The sequence below is a fragment of the Vibrio sp. EJY3 genome, assembly GCF_000241385.1.
GTDB classification, from domain to species: domain Bacteria; phylum Pseudomonadota; class Gammaproteobacteria; order Enterobacterales; family Vibrionaceae; genus Vibrio; species Vibrio natriegens.
On sequence record NC_016613.1, the window covers coordinates 3,365,175 to 3,387,110 of the forward strand.

Sequence of the window (21,936 nt, forward strand, 5' to 3'; positions counted from 1 at the left end):
AAACAACCTAATAATTAGCGACTTATGATTTTGCAGCTGCTAATAGTGCACCACATCCCATAAACATGGAACCAAAGACTTTATTTATGTTCGCCATAATTTTATCTGAGCGAATAAAACGGCCCATCTTTGATGCCAGCGACGTGTAACCAAGCATCACAAATGAATCCACCGCAACTGTTGTTACCCCGAGTACCAATAACTGAGTGAGCTGGTCTCTTGCCGGATCAATAAACTGCGGGAACAAAGCCACGAGAAAAACAATCGATTTTGGATTGGTTAAATTAATGAGGATCGCTTTATACATCAGCGCTGTTGCTGACATCTCTTTTTGACTCTCTGCCGCCACCAAACCAGACGTATCGCGCCACTTCTGAAAACCAAGCCAGACAAGATAAGCTGCACCAACCCATTTGATAACCGCAAACGCCGTGGCCGATTGTGCCACCAGCGCACCAATACCAGCACCCACCATAGCAATATGAATCGCTAAACCAATTTGCAAACCCATAATCGCGCCAAGTGACTTACGTGTACCGTAGCTCAGACCATTACTGATCGAGTTTACGGTACCTGATCCCGGAGCAAGGCTAAAAACAATTGCTGTGACCAAATAGGCAAACCAAACATGGGTATCCATTGCATTTCCTCACTAATTCTTCGATGATACATCGCGTCTACAATGTATTTTCAGGTAATCGACTAATGGCTACTCACCATTCCCCTACGACTTATACTCAAGAGAACTTATTTGGGCAAGCGATAGGTGGTCCGATCGCTGAACTCTGGCAAAGTCGCCAAGAAGGCTTTGTGAAAGGGACAGAAAAAAAGAAAATCTACTGGTGCAAACTCACCCACCCTGAACACAAAAAAGCGGTGCTGGTTGTTAATGGACGAATCGAGTCTTCCTGGAAATACCAAGAACTGTTTTATGATTTCTACCGCCAAGGTTACGACGTTTACTCATTTGACCACCGTGGGCAAGGATTATCCGACCGGCTACTAGAAGACTCGGACATGGGTCACGTCTACGACTTTGCAGACTATGTTGAAGATATGGACATAGTGATAAAAAAGCACGATCTCGGCCACTATGACCAGTGTTTTATCGTCGCGCACTCCATGGGCGGAGCCATCGCCACTCGATATCTTCAAACTCACCCGAAGCATCATTTCACAGGGTTGATTTTAAGTGCACCGATGTTCGGGATTAACCTGCCGTGGTACTTATCTCCGATTGCCCTACCGGTGACCCAAATTCTTTCGGCAGTATCAACGCTGCCACGTTATGCGCCTGGTCATCAGCCGTACTTCCCCAAACCGTTTGAGAATAATCTCCTCAGCCAGAGCCATGATCGCTATCGTTGGTTTCGTGGACTTTATTCAGACATGCCGGAGCTACAAGTCGGTGGACCAAGTACCCGCTGGGTATGGCAAGGGCTGATGGCAGCCAAACAATGCTTTTTATTAACACGTCAGGTAAAAATACCCGTGCTGCTTATTCAAGCCGGAGAAGATCGTATTGTCAGTAATCTGGCCCAGAAACGTTTTATTGATAAGTTGAGTAAAACCAACCCGAATGCCGATCTGGTATCCGTAGAAGGAGCTCATCATGAAATTTTGTTCGAAGCCGATAAATACCGTAATCAGGCTCTGGATGCGATTTTCCGTTTTATGAAACAGCCTAAGCCTTCTTCCGTTTCATAAAAAACAGTGCGCCGCCAGATACGCGAAGTGGGCTTTATACGTCCCTATTCTCTGGGCAATTTAAAGAGGAAATATATGCAACGCGATTTACCCTCTTTTTCATCCCTATTTTAACGTACACTGATTAGGCTTGTTCAGCTTTCAACCGAGATGTAACCCCGAAAGGTGAATAGCACCTTAAGTTCCCCCTAGCATTCGGAGCCGCATGATCTAGTCAGTCTGCAGGGCTCCGTCTGCACTCTACTTAATCGACACTATCCAAACCGTTTACGAGGACTTCATGAGCACATCGCTACCTTGCAAAGAGATCACTAAAATCGTTGCCTCAGATCTGGATGGCACCTTACTTGCGCCCAATCATCAACTCAGCGCTTACTCAAAAATGACGCTGCGAACACTACATGAAATGGGCTACACCTTTGTCTTTGCTACAGGTCGTCACCACGTAGACGTCGCTGGTATTCGCTCTCAGGTTGGAATTCCGGCTTACATGATCACCTCAAACGGTGCGCGCGTGCATGATCAAAACGATAAGTTGATGTACAGCGAAAACGTCCCACAGGAGCTCGTTCAAGGCGTGATCGACACGATCAAGCACGATCATGAAATACTTATCCACATGTATCAGAATGACGACTGGTTACTAAACAAAGACGATGAAACGCTGCGTGAATTCCATGAAGAGTTTACTTACAAGCTGTTCGATGAAAATCAGGCACCAACTGACGGCATCGCGAAAATCTTCTTTACCCATGCAGACAAAGATCATGAACGTCTGGTCGCGTTCGAAACTCAGTTACGTGACCAGTTTGGAGACAAACTAAATATCGCCTTCTCCACGCCTTGGTGTCTGGAAGTCATGAACGGAGAAGTCTCTAAAGGTCATGCTCTGCAAGCCATCGCGGCGTCACTCGATCTAGAACTGAAAAACTGCCTTGCATTTGGTGACGGCATGAATGACGTCGAAATGCTGTCAATGGCAGGTAAAGGGCTGATTATGGGGACTGCGCACGAAAAAGTAATGAAAGCGCTACCAAACAACGAAGTGATTGGCAGTAACGCCGACGATGCGGTTGCACGCTATCTGCAAAAGCATTTGCTGCAAGACGAGCAATAAGAAAATCTTCACAAGGGCTGTATAAATCAGCCCTTGTTTTTATCTAGTCTAACGCTGGCTGGGCAGCTTCTCTCGGCCAAGAATCGCTTCCCACTCTTCCTCTGCCACTGGCATGATCGATAAACGATTTCCGCGTTTGACCAAAGGCATGTTCTCCAGCTCAGGCATCGCTTTCATCACTGACAACGGAATCACGCGATCCGTTTTACGCACAAACTCGACATCAACCATTATCCAGCGAGGATTGTCCGGATCCGATTTCGGGTCGTAATAATCGCTTTCTGGATCGAACTGAAAATGGTCTGGATACGCCTCGCGTACGACTTTGGCAATTCCTGCGACACCAACGTTTTTACACGAAGAGTGATAAATCAGAACCAAATCGCCCAATTTCAGCTGATCACGCATCATGTTACGCGCCTGATAATTACGAACGCCTTCCCAACATGAAACCTTTTGGGTTCGAAGCGTGTCAATAGAAAAGGTATCTGGTTCAGTTTTAAATAACCAATATGCCATAATGCCATCCGATGCTGATTGAGTAACAATAATGAGGAAGATATAACATGAAGGCTTTGAAAAACCCAGTGGCCCTGGCCACTCTGCTGGTTCTGCAAGCATGTAGCTCGCAACTGCCAGAAAATGGCAACGAGGAAATAACCACCCCACCAGCATCACTAGATAAGCCTGAAACCATTCAACCTCAAACGTTTATGCTGCGTGGTGAAGTGGTCATTGGCCACGAAAGTCAGTACATCATGCCTTGTGGCAGTGACAAACAATACTGGCTGCAACTGTCACCACAACAAGCTCAACGCGCCATGTCGTTGAGTAACGAGCCTTATAAACCCATATATGGGGAAATGATTGGCCACCTAAATCCTCCAGGCAATGAAGGCTTCTCTGCCGATTTCGACGCCAACTTTGTCGTTGAACAGGTTAACCTCCTCACCAGTGAAAACCCGCAGCGCTGCAGTCAGCCAAGTAAACCCACGCGTGTATTTGGTAATGAGCCATTCTGGTCAGCAAGTTTTGAGTCGGACGCACTGCAATTTCAGCAACCGGGTAAACCGGCACAATCTATAACCATTGAATCCAGACAGCTACAAGCACGTCAACGCACTTATCAACTTGCGGATGGCGAACTGCGCATGACGGAAAATCTTTGCTCTGACACCATGAGTGATTCCCTCTATGGCTGGACAGCGACGCTTAAACACGATGGTACAGCGTATCAGGGCTGTGGCATGGCATCGAATGTCGACTCGACACTCGAATGGGCAAACACTTACGTCGCAACGTCAACGCAATCACAAGGGTTTGAAGTACAGATGACTTTAAAACCAGATCACAGTGCGACAACCCAATACAGTTACTCTGACGGTCAGGCGCCACTGGTTGAACGTGGTTACTGGCAGCAGTTAAGTCCGTCACAGATTCAGGTCGTAATGACCCACCACCAGCAACAGCGTTTACAGTCAGAGCGACTTTTCATCCGCGAAGGAAACCAGCTTAAAGCCACGCAAGAAAAAGTTGGCACTATGGTTTACCCAATTGCTGATGGCGGCTTGGTGTTGTATCCGGCAACAGTACGTCAATCAGGAACTAAGACCTCCTCCCCAGAGCGATCTAACAGTCCTATCAGCAGCGCAGATATTCCCTCTAGTGCCGACTTCAACTCCAAAGTCGATGCAGCAGTACGGAATTACTTTTTTATCAATCAAACCAATCCTAGCAACAACCAATACCGCTGGCTGACTTACGATCTGAATGGTGATGGAAACGAAGAACTGTTCGTACAGCTAGATTGGTGTGGATCGGGTGGCTGTACCTTACTCGTGTTTGAAAATCATCAAAGTGAGTGGCGTTTTAACAGCCGTATCACTCTAGTACATAGCCCGATAATGCTGGGCCAGCAAACCTCACACGGCTGGCGAGACCTGGTTTTTAATGTCAGTGGAGGTGGTGCAACACCGGCTCAACACGTCATGCAATACACTGGCGTCAGCTACCCAATCAATCCGAGCATGGCGCCAAAGGCAACGTCAACACAAGTGAGTGGTGTGCGCCTGTTCTCGGATGGTATTAGCCCAGTCCGCGAAGGAGTTCGCTTGTAATGGCACTACCATGCCCTGACTGTGGTTTTCAGTTCAACTGTATTTGCTCACTGCTGCCTAATCTCAGCAGCGAGCACAGCATCATGCTATTGATGCACCCCAATGAACTGGCGCGAGATACCAACACAGGTAAACTGCTGCTGCAATGCAAACTGAATGTGAAGCAAGCCATTTGGGATCGCAAGCAACCACCTGGTGAGTTGATTGCTCACCTAGAAGATTCAAGCATGTACCCAGTGCTACTGTTTCCCAGCGAGGAAAGCCTGACTCTCGAACAAGTGGCAGAGCAGAGCCAGCAACAAAGCCGAAAGCCTTTGTTTATTATTTTGGATGCAACCTGGCAAGAGGCGCGCAAAATGATTAATAAAAGTCGCTGGCTGGAGAACGTGCCATTGATGGGGCTTGTAACCCAGGGCGATTCGCATTATCAGCTGCGTCGCAACCAGCAACAAGGCAACCTATGTACGTTTGAAATTGCGGCGCAATTGTTAGGGCAATTAGGGGAAGTAGATAACCAACAGCAGATGCAACGCTTCTTTACGCACTACCTTGCCGCCTTTCAAGCAGACAAAAGTGGCCATGCGCTTAAGCACTAGCGCAGAAAGTAACAACAAAAAAGCGCAGCCTTGGCTGCGCTTTATTAGACGTGTTTCACGTGAAACAATTTAAACTCTGAGTCTCTGTCACATCAAATCAGAGAGAGTAACGGCGGTAAGCTATGAATTTCCATATCCGGCAACGTTCTGGCTCTAGGTAAATGCGCGATATTCTTGTTTACGTCGTTAAACCAACAAGCCGAAAAACCAGCCAGTTTAGCTCCGTGAACATCCGTTATGATATGGTCGCCGACGTGCAAAATATTCTCTGCCGGCAGATCTAAAATCTGTTGCGCTTTAGCAAACATGTCTCCGGCTGGTTTGGCTAATCCATCCGGTCCCGCTTTCAGCACACTTTTAAAATAGGGGGTCAGGCCGACTTTATCTAAGTCCACGTTACCATTAGTGATCGCAACCAAAGGAATTTGCTCACCAAGCTGCGCGAGTACGTTAAGGCTCAGTTGCGGAACCTCGAAACGATTACGCCAGTCAAGGGCGACTTGCACGCCTTTTTCCGCCGCAGTTTGCGCTTGCTCTTCATGATAACCAGCATCGATAAAGCCCTGCTTCAGCTGCACCAAGCGCCAAAGCGTCACGTCACTTTTTAACTCTGGATCCTGTTGCAAAACCTGCTTTTTCACTTTGACCCAGTCTGGTTTTTCCATGTGGGCGACCGCAGGATGTGCTTGTTGGAGCCACGTCAGAAGCTCACGCTCCATGCGTACTATGACCGGATAGTTGTCATAGAGAGTGTCATCAAGGTCAAACGTCATCGCCTTAATTGGCGCAATACGGCGGTAAAATTTCATGCTCTGGTTCAGTCCCCGCTCTTTTTACGTGCTCGTGGATGTGCTTGATCGTAGGCTTGCGCCAAATGTTGGAAATCCAAATGGGTGTAGATCTGCGTGGTCGAAATATTTTCGTGGCCTAACAGCTCTTGGACCGCACGTAAGTTGTTGCTTGATTCCAGCATATGGGTCGCAAATGAGTGACGCAATTTGTGTGGGCTGATGTGGCTCGCTACCGACTGTTTTTGTCCCCACTCTGCCATACGCTTTTGCACACTGCGATGCGAAATACGCGTACCGAGCTTGGATACAAATAATGCTGGTTCTCCGGGATCTGCGAGGTTACCTCTCACTTTAAGCCACTTGCCTACCCACTCGGTCGCCATGCCTGAGAACGGAACTTTACGCTCTTTATCACCTTTACCAATGACACGAAGTTCGCCACTGCGTAAATGCACGTCACGCACATCGACACTAACCAACTCAGCCAATCGTAAACCCGCACCGTACATCAGCTCCATCATGGCGCGATCGCGAACCGCTAGCGGGTCGTCTTCGTTCACTTCCAATAACTGGTTAACTTCATCGACATCGAGGTTTTTTGGCAGCGGACGCTGCTTACGCGGTGCGGAAACACCTTTGGCCGGGTTTGCCGACATTTCGCCGCGCAGGATAAGAAAATCGAAGAAACTGCGCAGTGAAGATAAACGAGTGGCCAGACTGCTGGCTTTCATTCCTTCACGCATGCCTTTACCTGCCAGTTGTCGAACCCAGCCCGCATCAACCTGAGACCAGTCTTTCAACCCCATTTCGGTTAAGTGGTGCGCCATGGTTTCCAGCTGCTGTTTGTAATTACGCTGGGTATGCAAACTTAGCCCCTTTTCACTTCGCAGAAATTCGTAGAAGCGTTCAAGAGGCTTTTGCAGACTATTTGGCAGAGGAGTGTTTGGAGTTGTCGTCATCGTAACGTTGCCATACCAATGTTTGAGCAAGATGTGCCACTACTAAGGATAGATGACGCAAGAACAAGGTATCCATATCTGGTTGGAAATGTCCGCCGTCCTGGCTCGAAAATGCAAGAACACCCAGTGTCTGTTTCTTGATTAACGGCAATACCACATAAGACCCCATTTCTGGCATTTCCAAACTGCCAAACAAGGCTTCACGATCGACTTTGCGTAAGCGACCTAAGTAGGCATCTTTGCCATTGAGGTGCGTCGTAGCAAAACGCTGGTAGCTTTCCTTACCCAGTTGAACAGAGGCATCACATTGACTAAACAGACGAACGTAAGCACGCAAGCCGAGATCATGCGCTTTCTGCTCAATGGCATGAATCACCTGCTTGAAATCACCACACTTGAGAATCTGTCCCTGCAAATCCATGAACTCGTAAAAAGTTCGGTCATTATTGGCAGCCAGAGACATCAGTGTCGTAATCTCTTCCTCAAGCTCTTCGATGCGTTGACGCTGACGGTTCATCTGAATATGAACAAGTGAAACCGCCCCCAAATCCACATGTGGAAATGACAAACGGTCTACCAGTTCTGGACGCTGAACAAAAAAGTCCGGGTGATCTTTGAGGTACTCAGCGACCACTTCGGCCGTCAACGTATCGGCTTCCACTTCAGACAAAACGTTTCCTTTCTCTTCCACTAGCACGACAGTTGCCCGTCAAAGACATGAGTAGCAGGGCCTGTCATAAACAGCGGCTTACCCAGACCTTGCCAAGAAATATTCAGTTCACCACCAGGTAGCGACACTTTGACATTTTCATCGAGCAAGCCTTGTAGAATACCAACTGCAACCGCACCACAGGCGCCACTGCCGCATGCCTGAGTTTCGCCCGCACCGCGCTCATAAACACGCAGACGGATATGGCTGCGATCGACAACCTGCATAAAGCCTGCATTCACTCGCTCAGGGAAACGCTCGTGAGACTCTAGCAGCGGACCTAATGTATCGACATCAGCAGTATCGACATCATCCACGACCGTCACAACATGAGGGTTGCCCATACTAACAGCACCACAAAACAGGGTGTTGTCACCAGCGCGCATAATGTAGGTTTTCTCTTTTTGCTTCGCTTTGAAAGGGATCTTGTTCGGCTCAAACTCTGGCACGCCCATATTGACCGTTACTTCGCCATCGTCTTCGACGTTAAGGATCATTTTCCCTTTCTTGGTACTCACGCTAATGCTGTATTTGTTGGTCAAACCTTTAAGGCGAACAAAACGCGCAAAACAACGCGCACCGTTCCCGCACTGCTCAACTTCGCTGCCATCGGCATTAAATATGCGATAGTGGAAGTCGGTCTCTGGGTCATACGGCGCTTCTACCACGAGCAATTGGTCAAAGCCAACACCAGTGTGTCGATCCGCCAGGCGGCGGATCAAATCTTGCGAGAAAAACACGTTCTGGGTAATGCAGTCGACGACCATGAAGTCGTTACCCAAACCGTGCATTTTGGAAAAGTGGAAATGCATTTGCTTTGTGTTACTCCGGTAGAATCTGTTCCAGCTGCCACAAACTTGTCAGCTCCTCACGCTGACGAACAAGATGGCTTTGCTTACCGTCCACCATCACTTCCGCCGCTCGGGTACGAGTATTGTAATTCGAAGACATAACAAAACCATAGGCGCCAGCAGAACGAACCGCGAGTAGATCACCTTCTTGTAAAACCAACGCGCGATCTTTACCCAGGAAATCACCGGTTTCACAAATTGGTCCAACCAAATCGTAAGTTTGCGCTTCACCATCGCGGGGCGAAACTGGCACGATATCTTGCCATGCCTGGTAAAGAGCAGGACGCATCAGGTCGTTCATTGCTGCATCAATAATGGCAAAGTTTTTATGCTCAGTGTGCTTTAAGAACTCAACGCGAGTCAGCAAGATGCCAGCATTCGCTGCAATCGCACGACCAGGTTCAAAAATCAGTTCCAGATCTTGGTGATTAGTCAGACGTCCCAACAGCGCTTTCGCGTAATCTGATGGCTGTGGAGGAAGCTCATCACGGTAAACCACACCAAGACCACCACCAACATCCAAGTGACGAATGTTGATGCCTTGCGCTTTCAGATCATCAATCAGAGCAAGCAAGCGATCAGTCGCATCGATAAAAGGTTCAATATCAGTCAACTGAGAACCAATATGACAGTCGATACCCTGTACGTTTAGGTTCGGCAAGCTTTGGGCGAATTTGTACACCTCTGGTGCACGATCAAACGCAATACCAAATTTGTTGTCGCGAAGACCAGTCGAAATATAAGGGTGAGTTTTTGCGTCTACATCTGGGTTGATGCGCAGTGAAATAGGAGCAACCACACCAAGATCGCCTGCCACTTTATTCAGGCGCTCAAGTTCAGGCTCAGATTCAACGTTGAAGCACTTGATACCAAGTTCCAGTGCGCGTTTCATTTCTGCTGGGGTTTTACCTACACCAGAAAATACCACTTTCTTCGCGTCACCACCGGCAGCAATAACACGTTCTAGTTCACCACCAGATACGATATCAAAGCCTGAGCCCAAACGAGCCAGTGTATTCAGTACGCCTAAGTTTGAGTTTGCTTTTACGGCATAACAAACCAGATGAGGATGTTGACCCACTGCACTATCAAACGCCTTCCAGTGGCGCTCTAGCGTGGCTCGAGAGTATACATAAAGAGGAGTGCCATATTGCTCGGCCAGAGCTTGAAGTGAGACGTCTTCGGCCCAAAGCTGGCCATCATCCTGATAGTTGAAGTAATCCAAAATTCGCTTCCCTTATTTTATTCGACTGCAGAACCCTAATTTCACCCAAAGGTGCGGATATTTATTGTGATTGCTCGTTTTGTTGTGTGTCATCTGGAATGTAGAGTGAACCTGACTGTCCACACCCTGCCAGCGTAGCGGCAGCCATCACAAACAACACAGTAACTAATTTTTTCATTTGGCATATCGTGATTATTGAATCAATGCCCCCTATAATCGCACCACACTCAGGAAAAGCAATAGGACAGACGGATGAACGATACTGAATTTCATCAACTGGTGGATGTACAGATGCAAATCATTGAAGAATCCATCGATGATTCAGGTGCAGACATTGATTACGAAGTGTCTGGTAACGTAATGACATTAGAATTTGAAGACCGCAGCCAGATCATCATCAACCGCCAGGAACCGATGCATGAAATTTGGCTGGCATCAAAATCAGGTGGCTTCCACTTCAAGCTTATCGAAGATAAATGGACCTGCTCGAAGACTGGCATGGAACTGTTTGAAATGGTCAAGCAAGAGTGTGAAAAGCACGCTGGTGAAGAAATAGACTGGGCATAAGTTCATTTTGTCCTGACCAATACAGAAAAAGAGCACCGCGGTGCTCTTTTTTATTTTGTTCGATTTGCTGTTATGCATTCACCGCTTTGTTGGGACGATGAGGAGGACAATCATTACGGTAAGGTATGATGTAAGCGTTACCTTCTTCGGGATGAATGATCTGATAGTACTGCGGCAAGTTAAAGTTAATGAACTTCGAAGCCACACGAGTATCGTCTTTCACCGAGGTATAGAAACTGTTAACCGAAGCAATCATCTCATCTTTAGAGCCACTGAACTGGTGATACACTTCCACCTGATTCGACTCATCAAGTACGTAGATGTTAAACCCCTTCTCGCTGTCTTCGAAGAAGAACTGCACTAACCCTTCACTAGCAAAGCCATCCACCGCATCCGGCATTTGATATTCTTGCTCGCGATCGAGCATTAGTAGCGGAGAACCTTTCAGCTTATTAGTTGAGATACTGCGATAGAAGTCGACGGAGTTTTCTAGCTTCTGTACCGATACGCCGCGGCGCTCGAAGAATAAACCATAGGTTTTCTCGCCAAGACGCATCGCTTTAAAGCGGCGACGTTTTTCTTGTTCGACAGGCTTCAAACGTAAGTCGATACACTCTGCCAGCAACTGATACACTTTATTACGCATCACACCGCGCATGTTTTTCGCGTAACAGAACACATCCACCGACTCTGGCGGAAGCGCATCCTGGTGCATTTTGCCCAAAATGGTTTTTAGTGCATCAAGCATCGCCGTCTCGCCTTTAAAATGCAGCGTACGAACTTCATGCCAGGAATTGCGGTAAACCAAATCAACACTGCCGACTAAGTTTTTATGCTCAGGACCAAAACTGAAAATATCAGTATTCTTCACATCTACTTTGAGCGCACGACCGGATAACTCTTCACTAGGGTCACTTTCAAAGTTGATGAACATCGTCAATTGACTGATTTCACATGGACTCGCTAGAGCTTGCATAGTCGGACGGCGTTTACGCAATGCAAAGGTGTTACGTAAATCGCTCACCATTTGGTAGAACTTATCAATATCTAACTGCGCTTCACGTACGACAGCGTGCAAACGAGTCGATTCCGTGATCAGGCCATTGAAGAATGCCCACGAAACCAGTTTGCTCAGATATTCATGGTGTTCAAGGTATGGCTGACCCAGAATACGGTGTGCAACCAGCGGCTGTTTGTACAGATACCAACCGGACTTATTCACACCACCATTCTTCACTTCGATAAAGCTCAAATCCGGCTCATGTAAATCTGGTGAGATTTGAGGATTCAGCAGCGTCACTTTACCCGGAAGCACCTCAAATGCCGCATAAAGCTTACGAGCCAGAATACTGATGTCTTGCGGGCTGATCGCCGACGTGATGTCGTTACGACGCGCAAACTGGATAAGGTTACGGTAACTCTGCATCAAGGCATCCAACAGCGCATGATGCACTACTTTCACCTGTTCGACCTTCCAGTTACGGCGGTCGTCAAGTTCTGCCACCACGCTTTCATCCCAGTCCCAGCGGGTAATCATGTCGCTCAAGGCTTCACGACGCCAAGCAACAGAGCCAACACCCGGCTGACGAGAGAGTTTTTCATGGGTTTTAAGGTAAAAACAGCGACGAACTAAGTCTAAACGCGTGTAGTCTTGAATACGTTCAAGATAGCGAGTGACTTTTTCCAGCATCAAATAATACGCGTCCATACCGTAGAGATCAGGCTCATGGGCAAAGAAACGACGCTTAGTATCGATACTTAACAGTTGAGTGTGAGGGTATTCCCACGAGTAAGCTTCAAGCAAAATGGCTTTTAATACTGACTTGTAAGGAGAATCGATACTTTTGTACAACTGCCACAAATTCGAGCCAAAGTACTCTTCTGCTGGAATTCGGTTCAATTTGCCAAAGTCGATCCACTCTTTACAGTCAATGTAGCCATCGCGACAAAGTTGAGAAACGTACTCGTCGTAAGACTCTTCCATCTCTGGTGGCACAATTTGCCACAACAATCGCTGACCAGCGATACGCACGGCGCTGCGATAGAATTCATCAAGTAACAATAAGTGCTGTGATGAACCACAGTTATCACCAGTCATCTCTTCAGAATGGTTACTTCTGAAACGCTCTTCATCCATCAGGAAGAAGTTCGCCTCGACACCTTTCGTCTGCGCCCAATCAGTAATCAATAGACACTTGTTGGTGAGTAATTCACGCTCATCGCAGTCCATCTGTGGAGAAACACATACCCAAATGTCTAAGTCACTCGAGGTGCTTTGACCAATCGATGAGGTACTACCCATGGTGTACAGGCCAAGGATCGCTGGTTGCGCTGCATCCTCTAGCTTATCGCTAATGGTAAGTTGTGTATCGTCGATGAACTGCTGTTGAACGTCATTAGGCTCCAGACCATAGACACCAACTGGGACGTCAGCATCGTAGTAGCCTGGAATGACAGGGTGGTTGTAATTCAATAAGACAGGAATCAAGTGAAAAACTTGCTGGCTTTGCGAATCCATAAGCGCCAGCGCACGTTCAACACGTTGCTGATTCAATTTATCTAATCGCTGAATTATTTTTTGGGTGTAAGCCTGCAAGGGTAATTCCTTGGTTGAACAATCAAAGATACCTGATGATATTTTAAGCCCAAAAAGCCTAAAAACGTGATCAATTTAACACTTTTATTGTGTATGGTAAAGTTTCTGCTCTCTAATTCATTGCAGAGAAAAAACTATACCCCAGTCACAAAATTAACAGCGAGCTAGTGTCGCTTGTAAACGCCTCAAACTAATAATAGTCCTTAGTCTAATTGAGAATCTAGTCACACTATTTTCATAACATCATGTAATTCCATTCATAGCACCGCCAGATATCCAACTAACAGTAAGAATTTCTTGATGAGGATGGTAGGATAAAGCCAAATCCAAACAGCTTTGAGAAGATCATGACACAATCCACACCAATTCGCATTGCAACTCGAAAAAGCCCACTTGCTTTATGGCAAGCTCACTTTGTTAAAGATGCCCTTCAAGCCGCTCACCCGGGTTTAGAAGTCGAGTTAGTAACTATGGTGACCAAAGGTGACGTGATCCTAGATACACCGTTGGCTAAAGTAGGCGGTAAAGGTTTATTCGTTAAAGAGCTGGAAGTCGCTATGCTGGAAGGCCGTGCGGATCTGGCGGTACATTCAATGAAAGACGTACCTGTCGACTTTCCTGAAGGATTAGGCCTTGTCACCATCTGCGAACGAGAAGACCCTCGTGATGCTTTTGTTTCTAATACCTATAGCAGCGTTGATGAATTACCTCAAGGCGCGATTGTCGGCACATGCAGTTTACGCCGTCAGTGCCAGCTCAAGGAATATCGACCAGATCTCATCATCAAAGAGCTGCGTGGCAACGTAGGCACACGCCTTAGTAAATTAGATGCTGGCGAATACGACGCTATCATTCTGGCAGCCGCAGGCCTGAAACGATTAAAGCTTGAAGAACGTATCAGAAGTTTTATTGAACCTGAGCAATCACTTCCAGCTGTAGGTCAAGGTGCAGTGGGTATTGAATGCCGCTTAGACGACGAAAGATTACTCAAACTGCTTGAGCCACTTAACCACAAAGATACTGAAGATCGAGTACTGTGTGAGCGTGCAATGAACCTAACGCTGGAAGGTGGCTGTCAGGTTCCTATCGGTAGCTACGCTCTGCTTGATGGCGATAACGTTTGGTTACGCGCACTAGTCGGAGAACCAGACGGCAGCGAAATTGTCCGTGGCGAAATCCGTGGCCACCGTAAAGATGGCGAAGCACTCGGTATCCAATTAGCAAATGAACTGCTGGATAATGGTGCTCGCGACATTCTCACAAAGCTGTACGCAGATCACGACTAATCATGGCAGTGTTGGTCACTCGGCCGGGAGAGCAAGGCATTGAGCTTTGCTCTCTGCTCGAAAGGCACGGCATTCCCGCATACCACCATCCATTGATCGACATTGTTGCCGATCTTTCGGATACACAGCTCTCCGATCACCTCAATCACGCACACTTCATTATTGCTGTCAGCAGACATGCCGTGCAGTGCGCACAGCAAATATTATCAAACAACGGTATATCATGGCCTAAACACGCCATTTACCTTGCCGTTGGTCAAAAAACAGCACACTATTTAAGCAAATGCACGCAACAAAAAGTACACTATCCTCAAGTCAGTGATAGTGAACACTTATTGCAACTTCCAGCGTTAAACAATGTAGAAAAACAGAACGTTGTTATTCTGCGTGGAAACGGTGGAAGAGAGCTTATTAAAGATGCATTGGTGAGACGTGGAGCAAAAGTTCACTATAGTGAGACTTACAAGAGAGAATTCATCCCATTCGATCCAGTAAGCTGTGTCTCACTATGGAAAGCCCAACAAATCAATCAGATCATCGTCACTAGTGGTGAACAACTTGATTATTTGTGCAGCCAATTAACGTCAGATCAATTGGCTTGGCTTAATCAACGAGAGTTGTATATACCCAGTCAGCGTATCGCCGACATCGCAATTCAAAAGGGGTTCACTCAGGTGAGGTGCACAGGAAGCGCATCCAACCAAGAATTACTGGCTGCTCTCCAGCCCTAGCTACACAGGATAAAGGCATGACAAGTAAAAATAACGACCAAAAAAATAACGATAAAAACCTTGCTGAAGAAACCTCTTCGGCACCGCTAGCTGAAAAAGATACCCCGAAACAGGATGCTGAGCCTACCAAGGAATCATCACAACCTGCTGATACAGAAAAGCCAGCAGAACAAAAGAAAGTTGAGTTTGAAGAGAAACAAGGCAAGCGAGGCGTCAAACTGGGCACAGTCGCAATCATCTTGTCGATCATCTTTGGTGGAGGCTTAGCGTATAAGCTTCACGAACAGCAGACTGACTACCAAGCAAAAATAGCTCAGCTTCAAAGCCAACTAGAACAAGCTCAAGCTTCTATGAAGCAGGAACTGACTCAGGTTAAAGAAGAAACTATTGAGAAGGCGACTACGGTAACGCATAAAGCTGAAGTGGTTCTTGGTCAGCAACAAAAAAGTATCGAAAGCCTTCAATTGGCTGTGGCTGACGTGAAAGGCCGCCGTCCAAACGACTGGTTACTGGCCGAAGCCGATTACTTAGTTAAACTGGCTGGTCGCAAGCTGTTCCTAGAGCACGACGTTGAAAGCGCAACTCAATTGATGGAAAGCGCAGACCAACGTATTGCTGCTCTCAATGATCCGAGTTTAGTTAACCTTCGTAAAGCGATGGCGAATGACATCACTAAATTACGTACCGTGCCATTAATCGACCGTGACGGCTTAGTGCTACGTCTGACAGCCTTGCAACAACAAGTCGACAAAATGCCACTGGCGAATGCCCTACTTCCTGAAGCTGCGGCTGTGACTGAGCAAGAAGTGTCTGAAGACATTGCCAACTGGCAAGATAACCTGATGACGTCTCTGAAGGACTTCTCAGAAAACTTCATTACTTTCCGTACTCGCGATGGCAATGTCATCCCACTGCTTTCTCCTCAGCAGCATTTCTACCTTAAAGAGAACATCAAAGCTAAGCTAGAAACGGCTATTAAAGCGGTTTATCAAGAGCAAGGCGAAGTGTACTCGACCTCGCTAAAAACAGCCGATAAATGGGCGTTAGCGTTCTTTAATCAGGACGATAACTCAGTAAAAGAGTTCAACAAAACGATCGGCCAGCTTAGCCAGCAAAACATCCAGGTTGAATACCCGGCTAAACTGGAAACTCAGTCTCAGCTATCTGATGTTATTCGTGAGCGCCTACGTCGTGAAGTAACCACTATGACAGGCACGGAGGATAAGTAATGTTTCGTCTTATTTTCCTATTTGCCATTCTAGGAGCCGGCCTATTTGTGGGTACACAATACTCAGGCCAACAGGGTTACGTTCTGATCTCGATCGCCGAGAAAACCATTGAGATGAGTGTAACGACACTGGTCATTTTTGTTATCGCGGCGCTTGCTGGTCTGTTCATTTTAGAATACCTAATTAAGAAACTGGTCTACGCAAGTTCAAGTACCTGGAACTATTTCAGTGTACGAAAAATGCGTCGCTCTCGTCGCTACACCAATGAAGGTATCATCAAATTGCTAGAAGGTGACTGGAAAGGTGCAGAGAAGAAAGTCACTCGCTGGGCAAATCACCACGATATGCCACTTCTTTGCTACCTAGTCGCCTCAGAAGCTGCACAAGGCCAAGGTGATAAAGAGAAACGTGACAAATACTTAGAGCTAGCGAGTCAGCAAGAAAACGCGCACCTAGCCGTTGAGCTGACCCGTGCCAAACAGTTTATTCGCGACAATGAGTTTGAAGCGGCATTTGACACGCTATCTTCACTAAAAAATCAGCACGCAAACAACCCGATTGTATTAAACCTGCTGAAAACTACCTACATGCAGTTGAAGCTATGGCAACCATTAATTGACTTGATGCCTCAGCTAAACAAAGCAAAACAGGTGACTGAAGACGAAGAAATTGAGCTGATTAAAACAGCACAATGCGGATTGCTACACGATGTTGCTCAACAACAAGGTAGTGAAGGATTGATTTCTCACTGGAACAGTTTGGCTCGCAAAGTAAAACAAGACCCTCATTTGATCGCATGTTTTGCTCGCGAGTTGATTGCCCGTAAAGCAGATAACGAAGCATTTACTGTATTAAAAGAAGCGTTAAATAAAACACCAGCACCGGAGTTATACGAGCTTCTTCCTGAGTTAAATGTACCAGACATCCATCCTATCGTTGTCTTCCTTGAAGGCGTAGTGAGGAAAGAGACAGATAATGCAGCTGCACACAGTGCACTGGCTCACTTCTACTTCCGCCAAGAGAAATGGCATGAGTCTCAGGAGCAATTTGAAGCAGCCTTAAAACTTCGTTCAGACGTTTCTGATTACGCTTTCCTAGCCGACACACTAGAGAAGCAAAATCTCACTAAAGCGGCACACGAAGTTTCTCGTAAAGCGCTGACACTCGTTCAAAACGATTAAGTAGATGGTTCAACCCATAGCTAAAAGCCGACATGCAAGTGTCGGCTTTTTTATCACCTTTCAAACATCCCCTCATTCCTCCCAATAACCTCAATCCACAAACAAGCCCACTCTCAGAGTTCATTCCACATTTAAGACGACAAACTAGAGATATAGGAACGGAATTGCTGGAGCTTCTCTACAGCAACGAAATAGGCATTCTCAGTTCAATCTGGAGGGTTCAGTATCTTCATATTTATTCCAATCAAAGAAAGGTTAGTATCGTTTAAGCGACATACGCCATTAGAGATTTACTCAAAGAATATGGATTATCAGGCGGACTCTATTGCTGAAACTAACCAGAAAATAGACTCTATTATGCATCTCCTCTTTCATTCATTAATGCTGCCTAATACACCTTATTACTCTCTGTAGACTGCGTTGTAGATAGGTTCTGACTTTTAGAAACGTGAATAGGAAAAACTGATAAGACCTTCTTGATTACATTCAGTACTCGGTAGAGTCGAAGATAATTGTGGTGACTACAGAGCGTCTTAAGTAGGAGCGCTCTAGCTAGTAAAGTCAAAAATATCAAAACGATAAAACCGAGCATTAAGAATAGGCTTTGTAATAAGTGGCTGGAGTCACAGGCTACGACAGGTTCTCCTGTAGGGCTCACTATTCAAATGACTAACTTAACTCAGCACAAACTAAAAGACCCCAGCATTTCTGCTGAGGTCTCGAATAAGTGGTGGAATGGCCGGGCTTGCGCACAAGCCTGAGTCGATGTCCCTGAAAGGGAAGTCATGTGCCATAAACGAAAAAAGCCTAGTCTTTCGACTAGGCTTTCTAATAAGTGGCGGAGTGGACGGGACTCGAACCCGCGACCCCCGGCGTGACAGGCCGGTATTCTAACCAACTGAACTACCACTCCGCAGTGGTATCATCCGCTTTAAAGCGAACGTCCAAAATTTAAAGCCTGGCGATGTCCTACTCTCACATGGGGAAACCCCACACTACCATCGGCGCTATTTCGTTTCACTTCTGAGTTCGGAATGGAAGTCAGGTGGGTCCAAAACGCTATGGTCGCCAAGCAAATTCTTACTCTCTATTTCTAGAGAAAACTTGGAAAGCTGTTTTTAATTCTCGTTATTACACATTCAACGTTCTTACATTGAGTCCATCAAAACCCCTTGGGTGTTGTATGGTTAAGCCTCACGGGCAATTAGTACAGGTTAGCTCAACGCCTCACAACGCTTACACACCCTGCCTATCAACGTCGTAGTCTACGACAACCCTTTAGGATACTTAAAGTATCAGGGAGAACTCATCTCAAGGCTCGCTTCCCGCTTAGATGCTTTCAGCGGTTATCAATTCCGAACTTAGCTACCGGGCAATGCGTCTGGCGACACAACCCGAACACCAGAGGTTCGTCCACTCCGGTCCTCTCGTACTAGGAGCAGCCCCTTTCAATTCTCCAACGCCCACGGCAGATAGGGACCGAACTGTCTCACGACGTTCTAAACCCAGCTCGCGTACCACTTTAAATGGCGAACAGCCATACCCTTGGGACCGACTTCAGCCCCAGGATGTGATGAGCCGACATCGAGGTGCCAAACACCGCCGTCGATATGAACTCTTGGGCGGTATCAGCCTGTTATCCCCGGAGTACCTTTTATCCGTTGAGCGATGGCCCTTCCATTCAGAACCACCGGATCACTATGACCTGCTTTCGCACCTGCTCGAATTGTCATTCTCGCAGTCAAGCGGGCTTATGCCATTGCACTAACCTCACGATGTCCAACCGTGATTAGCCCACCTTCGTGCTCCTCCGTTACGCTTTGGGAGGAGACCGCCCCAGTCAAACTACCCACCAGGCACTGTCCGCAACCCCGATAAGGGGTCAACGTTAGAACATCAACACTACAAGGGTGGTATTTCAAGGACGGCTCCACGAATACTGGCGTACTCGTTTCAAAGCCTCCCACCTATCCTACACATGTAGGGTCAATGTTCAGTGCCAAGCTGTAGTAAAGGTTCACGGGGTCTTTCCGTCTAGCCGCGGGTACACTGCATCTTCACAGCGATTTCAATTTCACTGAGTCTCGGGTGGAGACAGCGTGGCCATCATTACGCCATTCGTGCAGGTCGGAACTTACCCGACAAGGAATTTCGCTACCTTAGGACCGTTATAGTTACGGCCGCCGTTTACCGGGGCTTCGATCAAGAGCTTCGACCGAAGTCTAACCCCATCAATTAACCTTCCGGCACCGGGCAGGCGTCACACCGTATACGTCATCTTACGATTTTGCACAGTGCTGTGTTTTTAATAAACAGTTGCAGCCACCTGGTATCTGCGACTCTCAATAGCTCCATCCGCAAGGGACTTCACCGTCGAGAGCGTACCTTCTCCCGAAGTTACGGTACCATTTTGCCTAGTTCCTTCACCCGAGTTCTCTCAAGCGCCTTGGTATTCTCTACCCGACCACCTGTGTCGGTTTGGGGTACGATTCCTTACAATCTGAAGCTTAGAGGCTTTTCCTGGAAGCATGGCATCAATGACTTCACTACCGTAGTAGCTCGACGTCGTGTCTCAGCCTTAAAAAGAGCCGGATTTACCTAACTCTCAAGCCTACGCACTTGAACCTGGACAACCGTCGCCAGGCCCACCTAGCCTTCTCCGTCCCCCCATCGCAATTGTAAGAAGTACGGGAATATTAACCCGTTTCCCATCGACTACGCCTTTCGGCCTCGCCTTAGGGGTCGACTTACCCTGCCCCGATTAACGTTGGACAGGAACCCTTGGTCTTCCGGCGAGGAGGTTTTTCACCCCCTTTATCGTTACTCATGTCAGCATTCGCACTTCTGATACGTCCAGCATGCGTTACCACACACCTTCAACCGCTTACAGAACGCTCCCCTACCCAATGCACAAAAGTGCATTGCCGCAGCTTCGGTTTACTACTTAGCCCCGTTACATCTTCCGCGCAGGCCGACTCGACCAGTGAGCTATTACGCTTTCTTTAAATGATGGCTGCTTCTAAGCCAACATCCTGGCTGTCTGAGCCTTCCCACATCGTTTCCCACTTAGTAGTAATTTGGGACCTTAGCTGGCGGTCTGGGTTGTTTCCCTCTCCACGACGGACGTTAGCACCCGCCGTGTGTCTCCCGGATAGTACTTACTGGTATTCGGAGTTTGCAAAGGGTTGGTAAGTCGGGATGACCCCCTAGCCTTAACAGTGCTCTACCCCCAGTAGTATTCGTCCGAGGCGCTACCTAAATAGCTTTCGGGGAGAACCAGCTATCTCCAGGTTTGATTGGCCTTTCACCCCTAGCCACAAGTCATCCGCTAATTTTTCAACATTAGTCGGTTCGGTCCTCCAGTTGATGTTACTCAACCTTCAACCTGCCCATGGCTAGATCACCTGGTTTCGGGTCTATATCCAGAGACTGAACGCCCAGTTAAGACTCGGTTTCCCTACGGCTCCCCTAGATGGTTAACCTTGCCACTGAATATAAGTCGCTGACCCATTATACAAAAGGTACGCAGTCACAGGACAAAGCCTGCTCCTACTGCTTGTACGTACACGGTTTCAGGTTCTATTTCACTCCCCTCACAGGGGTTCTTTTCGCCTTTCCCTCACGGTACTGGTTCACTATCGGTCAGTCAGTAGTATTTAGCCTTGGAGGATGGTCCCCCCATATTCAGACAGGATATCACGTGTCCCGCCCTACTCGATTTCACTGAATATGCGTCGTCAGTTACGGGGCTATCACCCTGTATCGCCAAGCTTTCCAGCTTGTTCACCTAACGCTTATAAAGCTTAAGGGCTAGTCCAATTTCGCTCGCCGCTACTTTCGGAATCTCGGTTGATTTCTTTTCCTCGGGGTACTTAGATGTTTCAGTTCCCCCGGTTCGCCTCCTGTTGCTATGTATTCACAACAGGATACTTACTTATGTAAGTGGGTTTCCCCATTCGGAAATCCCAGACTCAAGTGGCTTTTACTGCCTAATCTGGGCTTATCGCAAGTTAATACGTCCTTCATCGCCTCTGACTGCCAAGGCATCCACCGTGTACGCTTAGTCACTTAACCATACAACCCGAAGGAGTTTCGAATTGATGTTAAACAACCAAAGTTGCTGTCTCATTATTTGAATGAGCGAGACAGCTTTCGATTTTGCCGGACTCAAATTCCAAGAACACTTGAATGTGTTTTTAGTTGTATTCAAATACATGAATACTTTGAGAACTTTACAAATAATCTTAAAGATTATTTTGTCAGCTTTCCAAATT

Annotated in this window: 17 protein-coding genes, 1 tRNA gene, 2 rRNA genes and 1 pseudogene; 9 read left to right on the top strand and 12 right to left on the bottom strand. The window is 47.1% G+C overall.

What is annotated here, in order from left to right; genetic code table 11:
- Positions 1-22 precede the first annotated feature (22 nt).
- The gene (gene rhtB / locus VEJY3_RS15310) at positions 23-640 is read right to left on the bottom strand and encodes a homoserine/homoserine lactone efflux protein (RefSeq protein WP_014233326.1); all 618 of its coding nucleotides are present in this window, start codon (positions 638-640) and stop codon (positions 23-25) included.
- Between the two features lie 65 nt (positions 641-705).
- On the opposite strand from rhtB, the gene VEJY3_RS15315 reads away from it, so the two are divergent.
- Together VEJY3_RS15315 and VEJY3_RS15320 are read left to right on the top strand one after the other, a co-directional pair.
- The gene (locus VEJY3_RS15315) at positions 706-1,707 is read left to right on the top strand and encodes an alpha/beta fold hydrolase (RefSeq protein ID WP_014233327.1); all 1,002 of its coding nucleotides are present in this window, start codon (positions 706-708) and stop codon (positions 1,705-1,707) included.
- Between the two features lie 280 nt (positions 1,708-1,987).
- Positions 1,988-2,824, top strand: a complete 837-nt coding sequence (locus VEJY3_RS15320) for a Cof-type HAD-IIB family hydrolase (RefSeq protein WP_014233328.1) — start codon at positions 1,988-1,990, stop codon at positions 2,822-2,824.
- A gap of 48 nt (positions 2,825-2,872) precedes the next feature.
- Here VEJY3_RS15320 and VEJY3_RS15325 read toward each other — a convergent pair whose 3' ends face one another.
- Positions 2,873-3,343 (bottom strand): EVE domain-containing protein, encoded by a 471-nt coding sequence (locus VEJY3_RS15325; RefSeq protein WP_014233329.1) that lies wholly within the window; start codon positions 3,341-3,343, stop codon positions 2,873-2,875.
- 47 nt (positions 3,344-3,390) lie between these two features.
- Between VEJY3_RS15325 and VEJY3_RS15330 the strand changes: the two genes are divergently transcribed.
- Together VEJY3_RS15330 and VEJY3_RS15335 are read left to right on the top strand one after the other, a co-directional pair.
- The gene (locus VEJY3_RS15330; RefSeq protein ID WP_014233330.1) at positions 3,391-4,941 is read left to right on the top strand and encodes a COG3650 family protein; all 1,551 of its coding nucleotides are present in this window, start codon (positions 3,391-3,393) and stop codon (positions 4,939-4,941) included.
- A complete protein-coding gene (locus tag VEJY3_RS15335) occupies positions 4,941-5,537 on the top strand; it encodes a tRNA-uridine aminocarboxypropyltransferase (protein ID WP_014233331.1) in 597 nt (198 codons plus the stop codon). Before VEJY3_RS15330 ends, VEJY3_RS15335 begins: the two co-directional genes overlap by 1 nt.
- Positions 5,538-5,629: 92 nt before the next feature.
- On the opposite strand, the gene yigB is transcribed toward VEJY3_RS15335, so the two are convergent.
- From yigB to VEJY3_RS24910, 6 genes and pseudogenes are all read right to left on the bottom strand, one after another.
- Positions 5,630-6,346, bottom strand: coding sequence for a 5-amino-6-(5-phospho-D-ribitylamino)uracil phosphatase YigB (gene yigB / locus VEJY3_RS15340; protein ID WP_014233332.1), 717 nt, complete (start codon positions 6,344-6,346; stop codon positions 5,630-5,632).
- A gap of 8 nt (positions 6,347-6,354) precedes the next feature.
- Positions 6,355-7,287 carry a tyrosine recombinase XerC gene (gene xerC, locus VEJY3_RS15345; RefSeq protein WP_014233333.1) on the bottom strand — a complete coding sequence of 311 codons (933 nt, stop codon included), beginning with the start codon at positions 7,285-7,287 and terminating at the stop codon, positions 6,355-6,357.
- A complete protein-coding gene (locus VEJY3_RS15350) occupies positions 7,253-7,984 on the bottom strand; it encodes a DUF484 family protein (protein ID WP_024372612.1) in 732 nt (243 codons plus the stop codon). Before VEJY3_RS15350 ends, xerC begins: the two co-directional genes overlap by 35 nt.
- Positions 7,978-8,808, bottom strand: coding sequence for a diaminopimelate epimerase (dapF, locus tag VEJY3_RS15355; protein ID WP_014233335.1), 831 nt, complete (start codon positions 8,806-8,808; stop codon positions 7,978-7,980). Before dapF ends, VEJY3_RS15350 begins: the two co-directional genes overlap by 7 nt.
- 10 nt (positions 8,809-8,818) lie before the next feature.
- The gene (gene lysA, locus VEJY3_RS15360) at positions 8,819-10,072 is read right to left on the bottom strand and encodes a diaminopimelate decarboxylase (RefSeq protein WP_014233336.1); all 1,254 of its coding nucleotides are present in this window, start codon (positions 10,070-10,072) and stop codon (positions 8,819-8,821) included.
- Between the two features lie 61 nt (positions 10,073-10,133).
- Positions 10,134-10,345, bottom strand: a pseudogene (locus tag VEJY3_RS24910) (lipoprotein).
- On the opposite strand from VEJY3_RS24910, the gene cyaY reads away from it, so the two are divergent.
- On the top strand, positions 10,325-10,639 hold the full coding sequence (gene cyaY, locus VEJY3_RS15365; RefSeq protein ID WP_014233338.1) for an iron donor protein CyaY: 315 nt from the start codon (positions 10,325-10,327) through the stop codon (positions 10,637-10,639). The pseudogene VEJY3_RS24910 and the gene cyaY overlap by 21 nt on opposite strands.
- Positions 10,640-10,709: 70 nt before the next feature.
- On the opposite strand, the gene VEJY3_RS15370 is transcribed toward cyaY, so the two are convergent.
- Positions 10,710-13,235 (bottom strand): class I adenylate cyclase, encoded by a 2,526-nt coding sequence (locus tag VEJY3_RS15370; protein WP_014233339.1) that lies wholly within the window; start codon positions 13,233-13,235, stop codon positions 10,710-10,712.
- Positions 13,236-13,582: 347 nt separating this feature from the next.
- On the opposite strand from VEJY3_RS15370, the gene hemC reads away from it, so the two are divergent.
- Genes hemC through VEJY3_RS15390 form a run of 4 tightly spaced genes read left to right on the top strand, consistent with a single transcriptional unit; the run spans position 13,583 to position 17,662 of the window.
- Positions 13,583-14,521, top strand: coding sequence for a hydroxymethylbilane synthase (hemC, locus tag VEJY3_RS15375; protein WP_014233340.1), 939 nt, complete (start codon positions 13,583-13,585; stop codon positions 14,519-14,521).
- Between the two features lie 2 nt (positions 14,522-14,523).
- Positions 14,524-15,252: a uroporphyrinogen-III synthase gene (locus tag VEJY3_RS15380; protein ID WP_014233341.1), complete on the top strand. Its 729-nt coding sequence runs from the start codon at positions 14,524-14,526 to the stop codon at positions 15,250-15,252.
- A 17-nt stretch (positions 15,253-15,269) separates the two neighbouring features.
- Positions 15,270-16,481: a uroporphyrinogen-III C-methyltransferase gene (locus tag VEJY3_RS15385; protein ID WP_014233342.1), complete on the top strand. Its 1,212-nt coding sequence runs from the start codon at positions 15,270-15,272 to the stop codon at positions 16,479-16,481.
- Positions 16,481-17,662, top strand: coding sequence for a heme biosynthesis protein HemY (locus tag VEJY3_RS15390; RefSeq protein WP_014233343.1), 1,182 nt, complete (start codon positions 16,481-16,483; stop codon positions 17,660-17,662). The genes VEJY3_RS15385 and VEJY3_RS15390 overlap by 1 nt, the downstream gene beginning before the upstream one ends.
- A gap of 836 nt (positions 17,663-18,498) precedes the next feature.
- Here VEJY3_RS15390 and VEJY3_RS15395 read toward each other — a convergent pair.
- The 3 genes from VEJY3_RS15395 to VEJY3_RS15405 form a co-directional block, all read right to left on the bottom strand.
- Positions 18,499-18,575: transfer RNA gene (locus VEJY3_RS15395), tRNA-Asp, on the bottom strand.
- A 43-nt stretch (positions 18,576-18,618) separates the two neighbouring features.
- Positions 18,619-18,735: ribosomal RNA gene (gene rrf, locus VEJY3_RS15400) — 5S ribosomal RNA — on the bottom strand.
- Between the two features lie 110 nt (positions 18,736-18,845).
- Positions 18,846-21,736: ribosomal RNA gene (locus VEJY3_RS15405) — 23S ribosomal RNA — on the bottom strand.
- Positions 21,737-21,936: the final 200 nt, after the last annotated feature.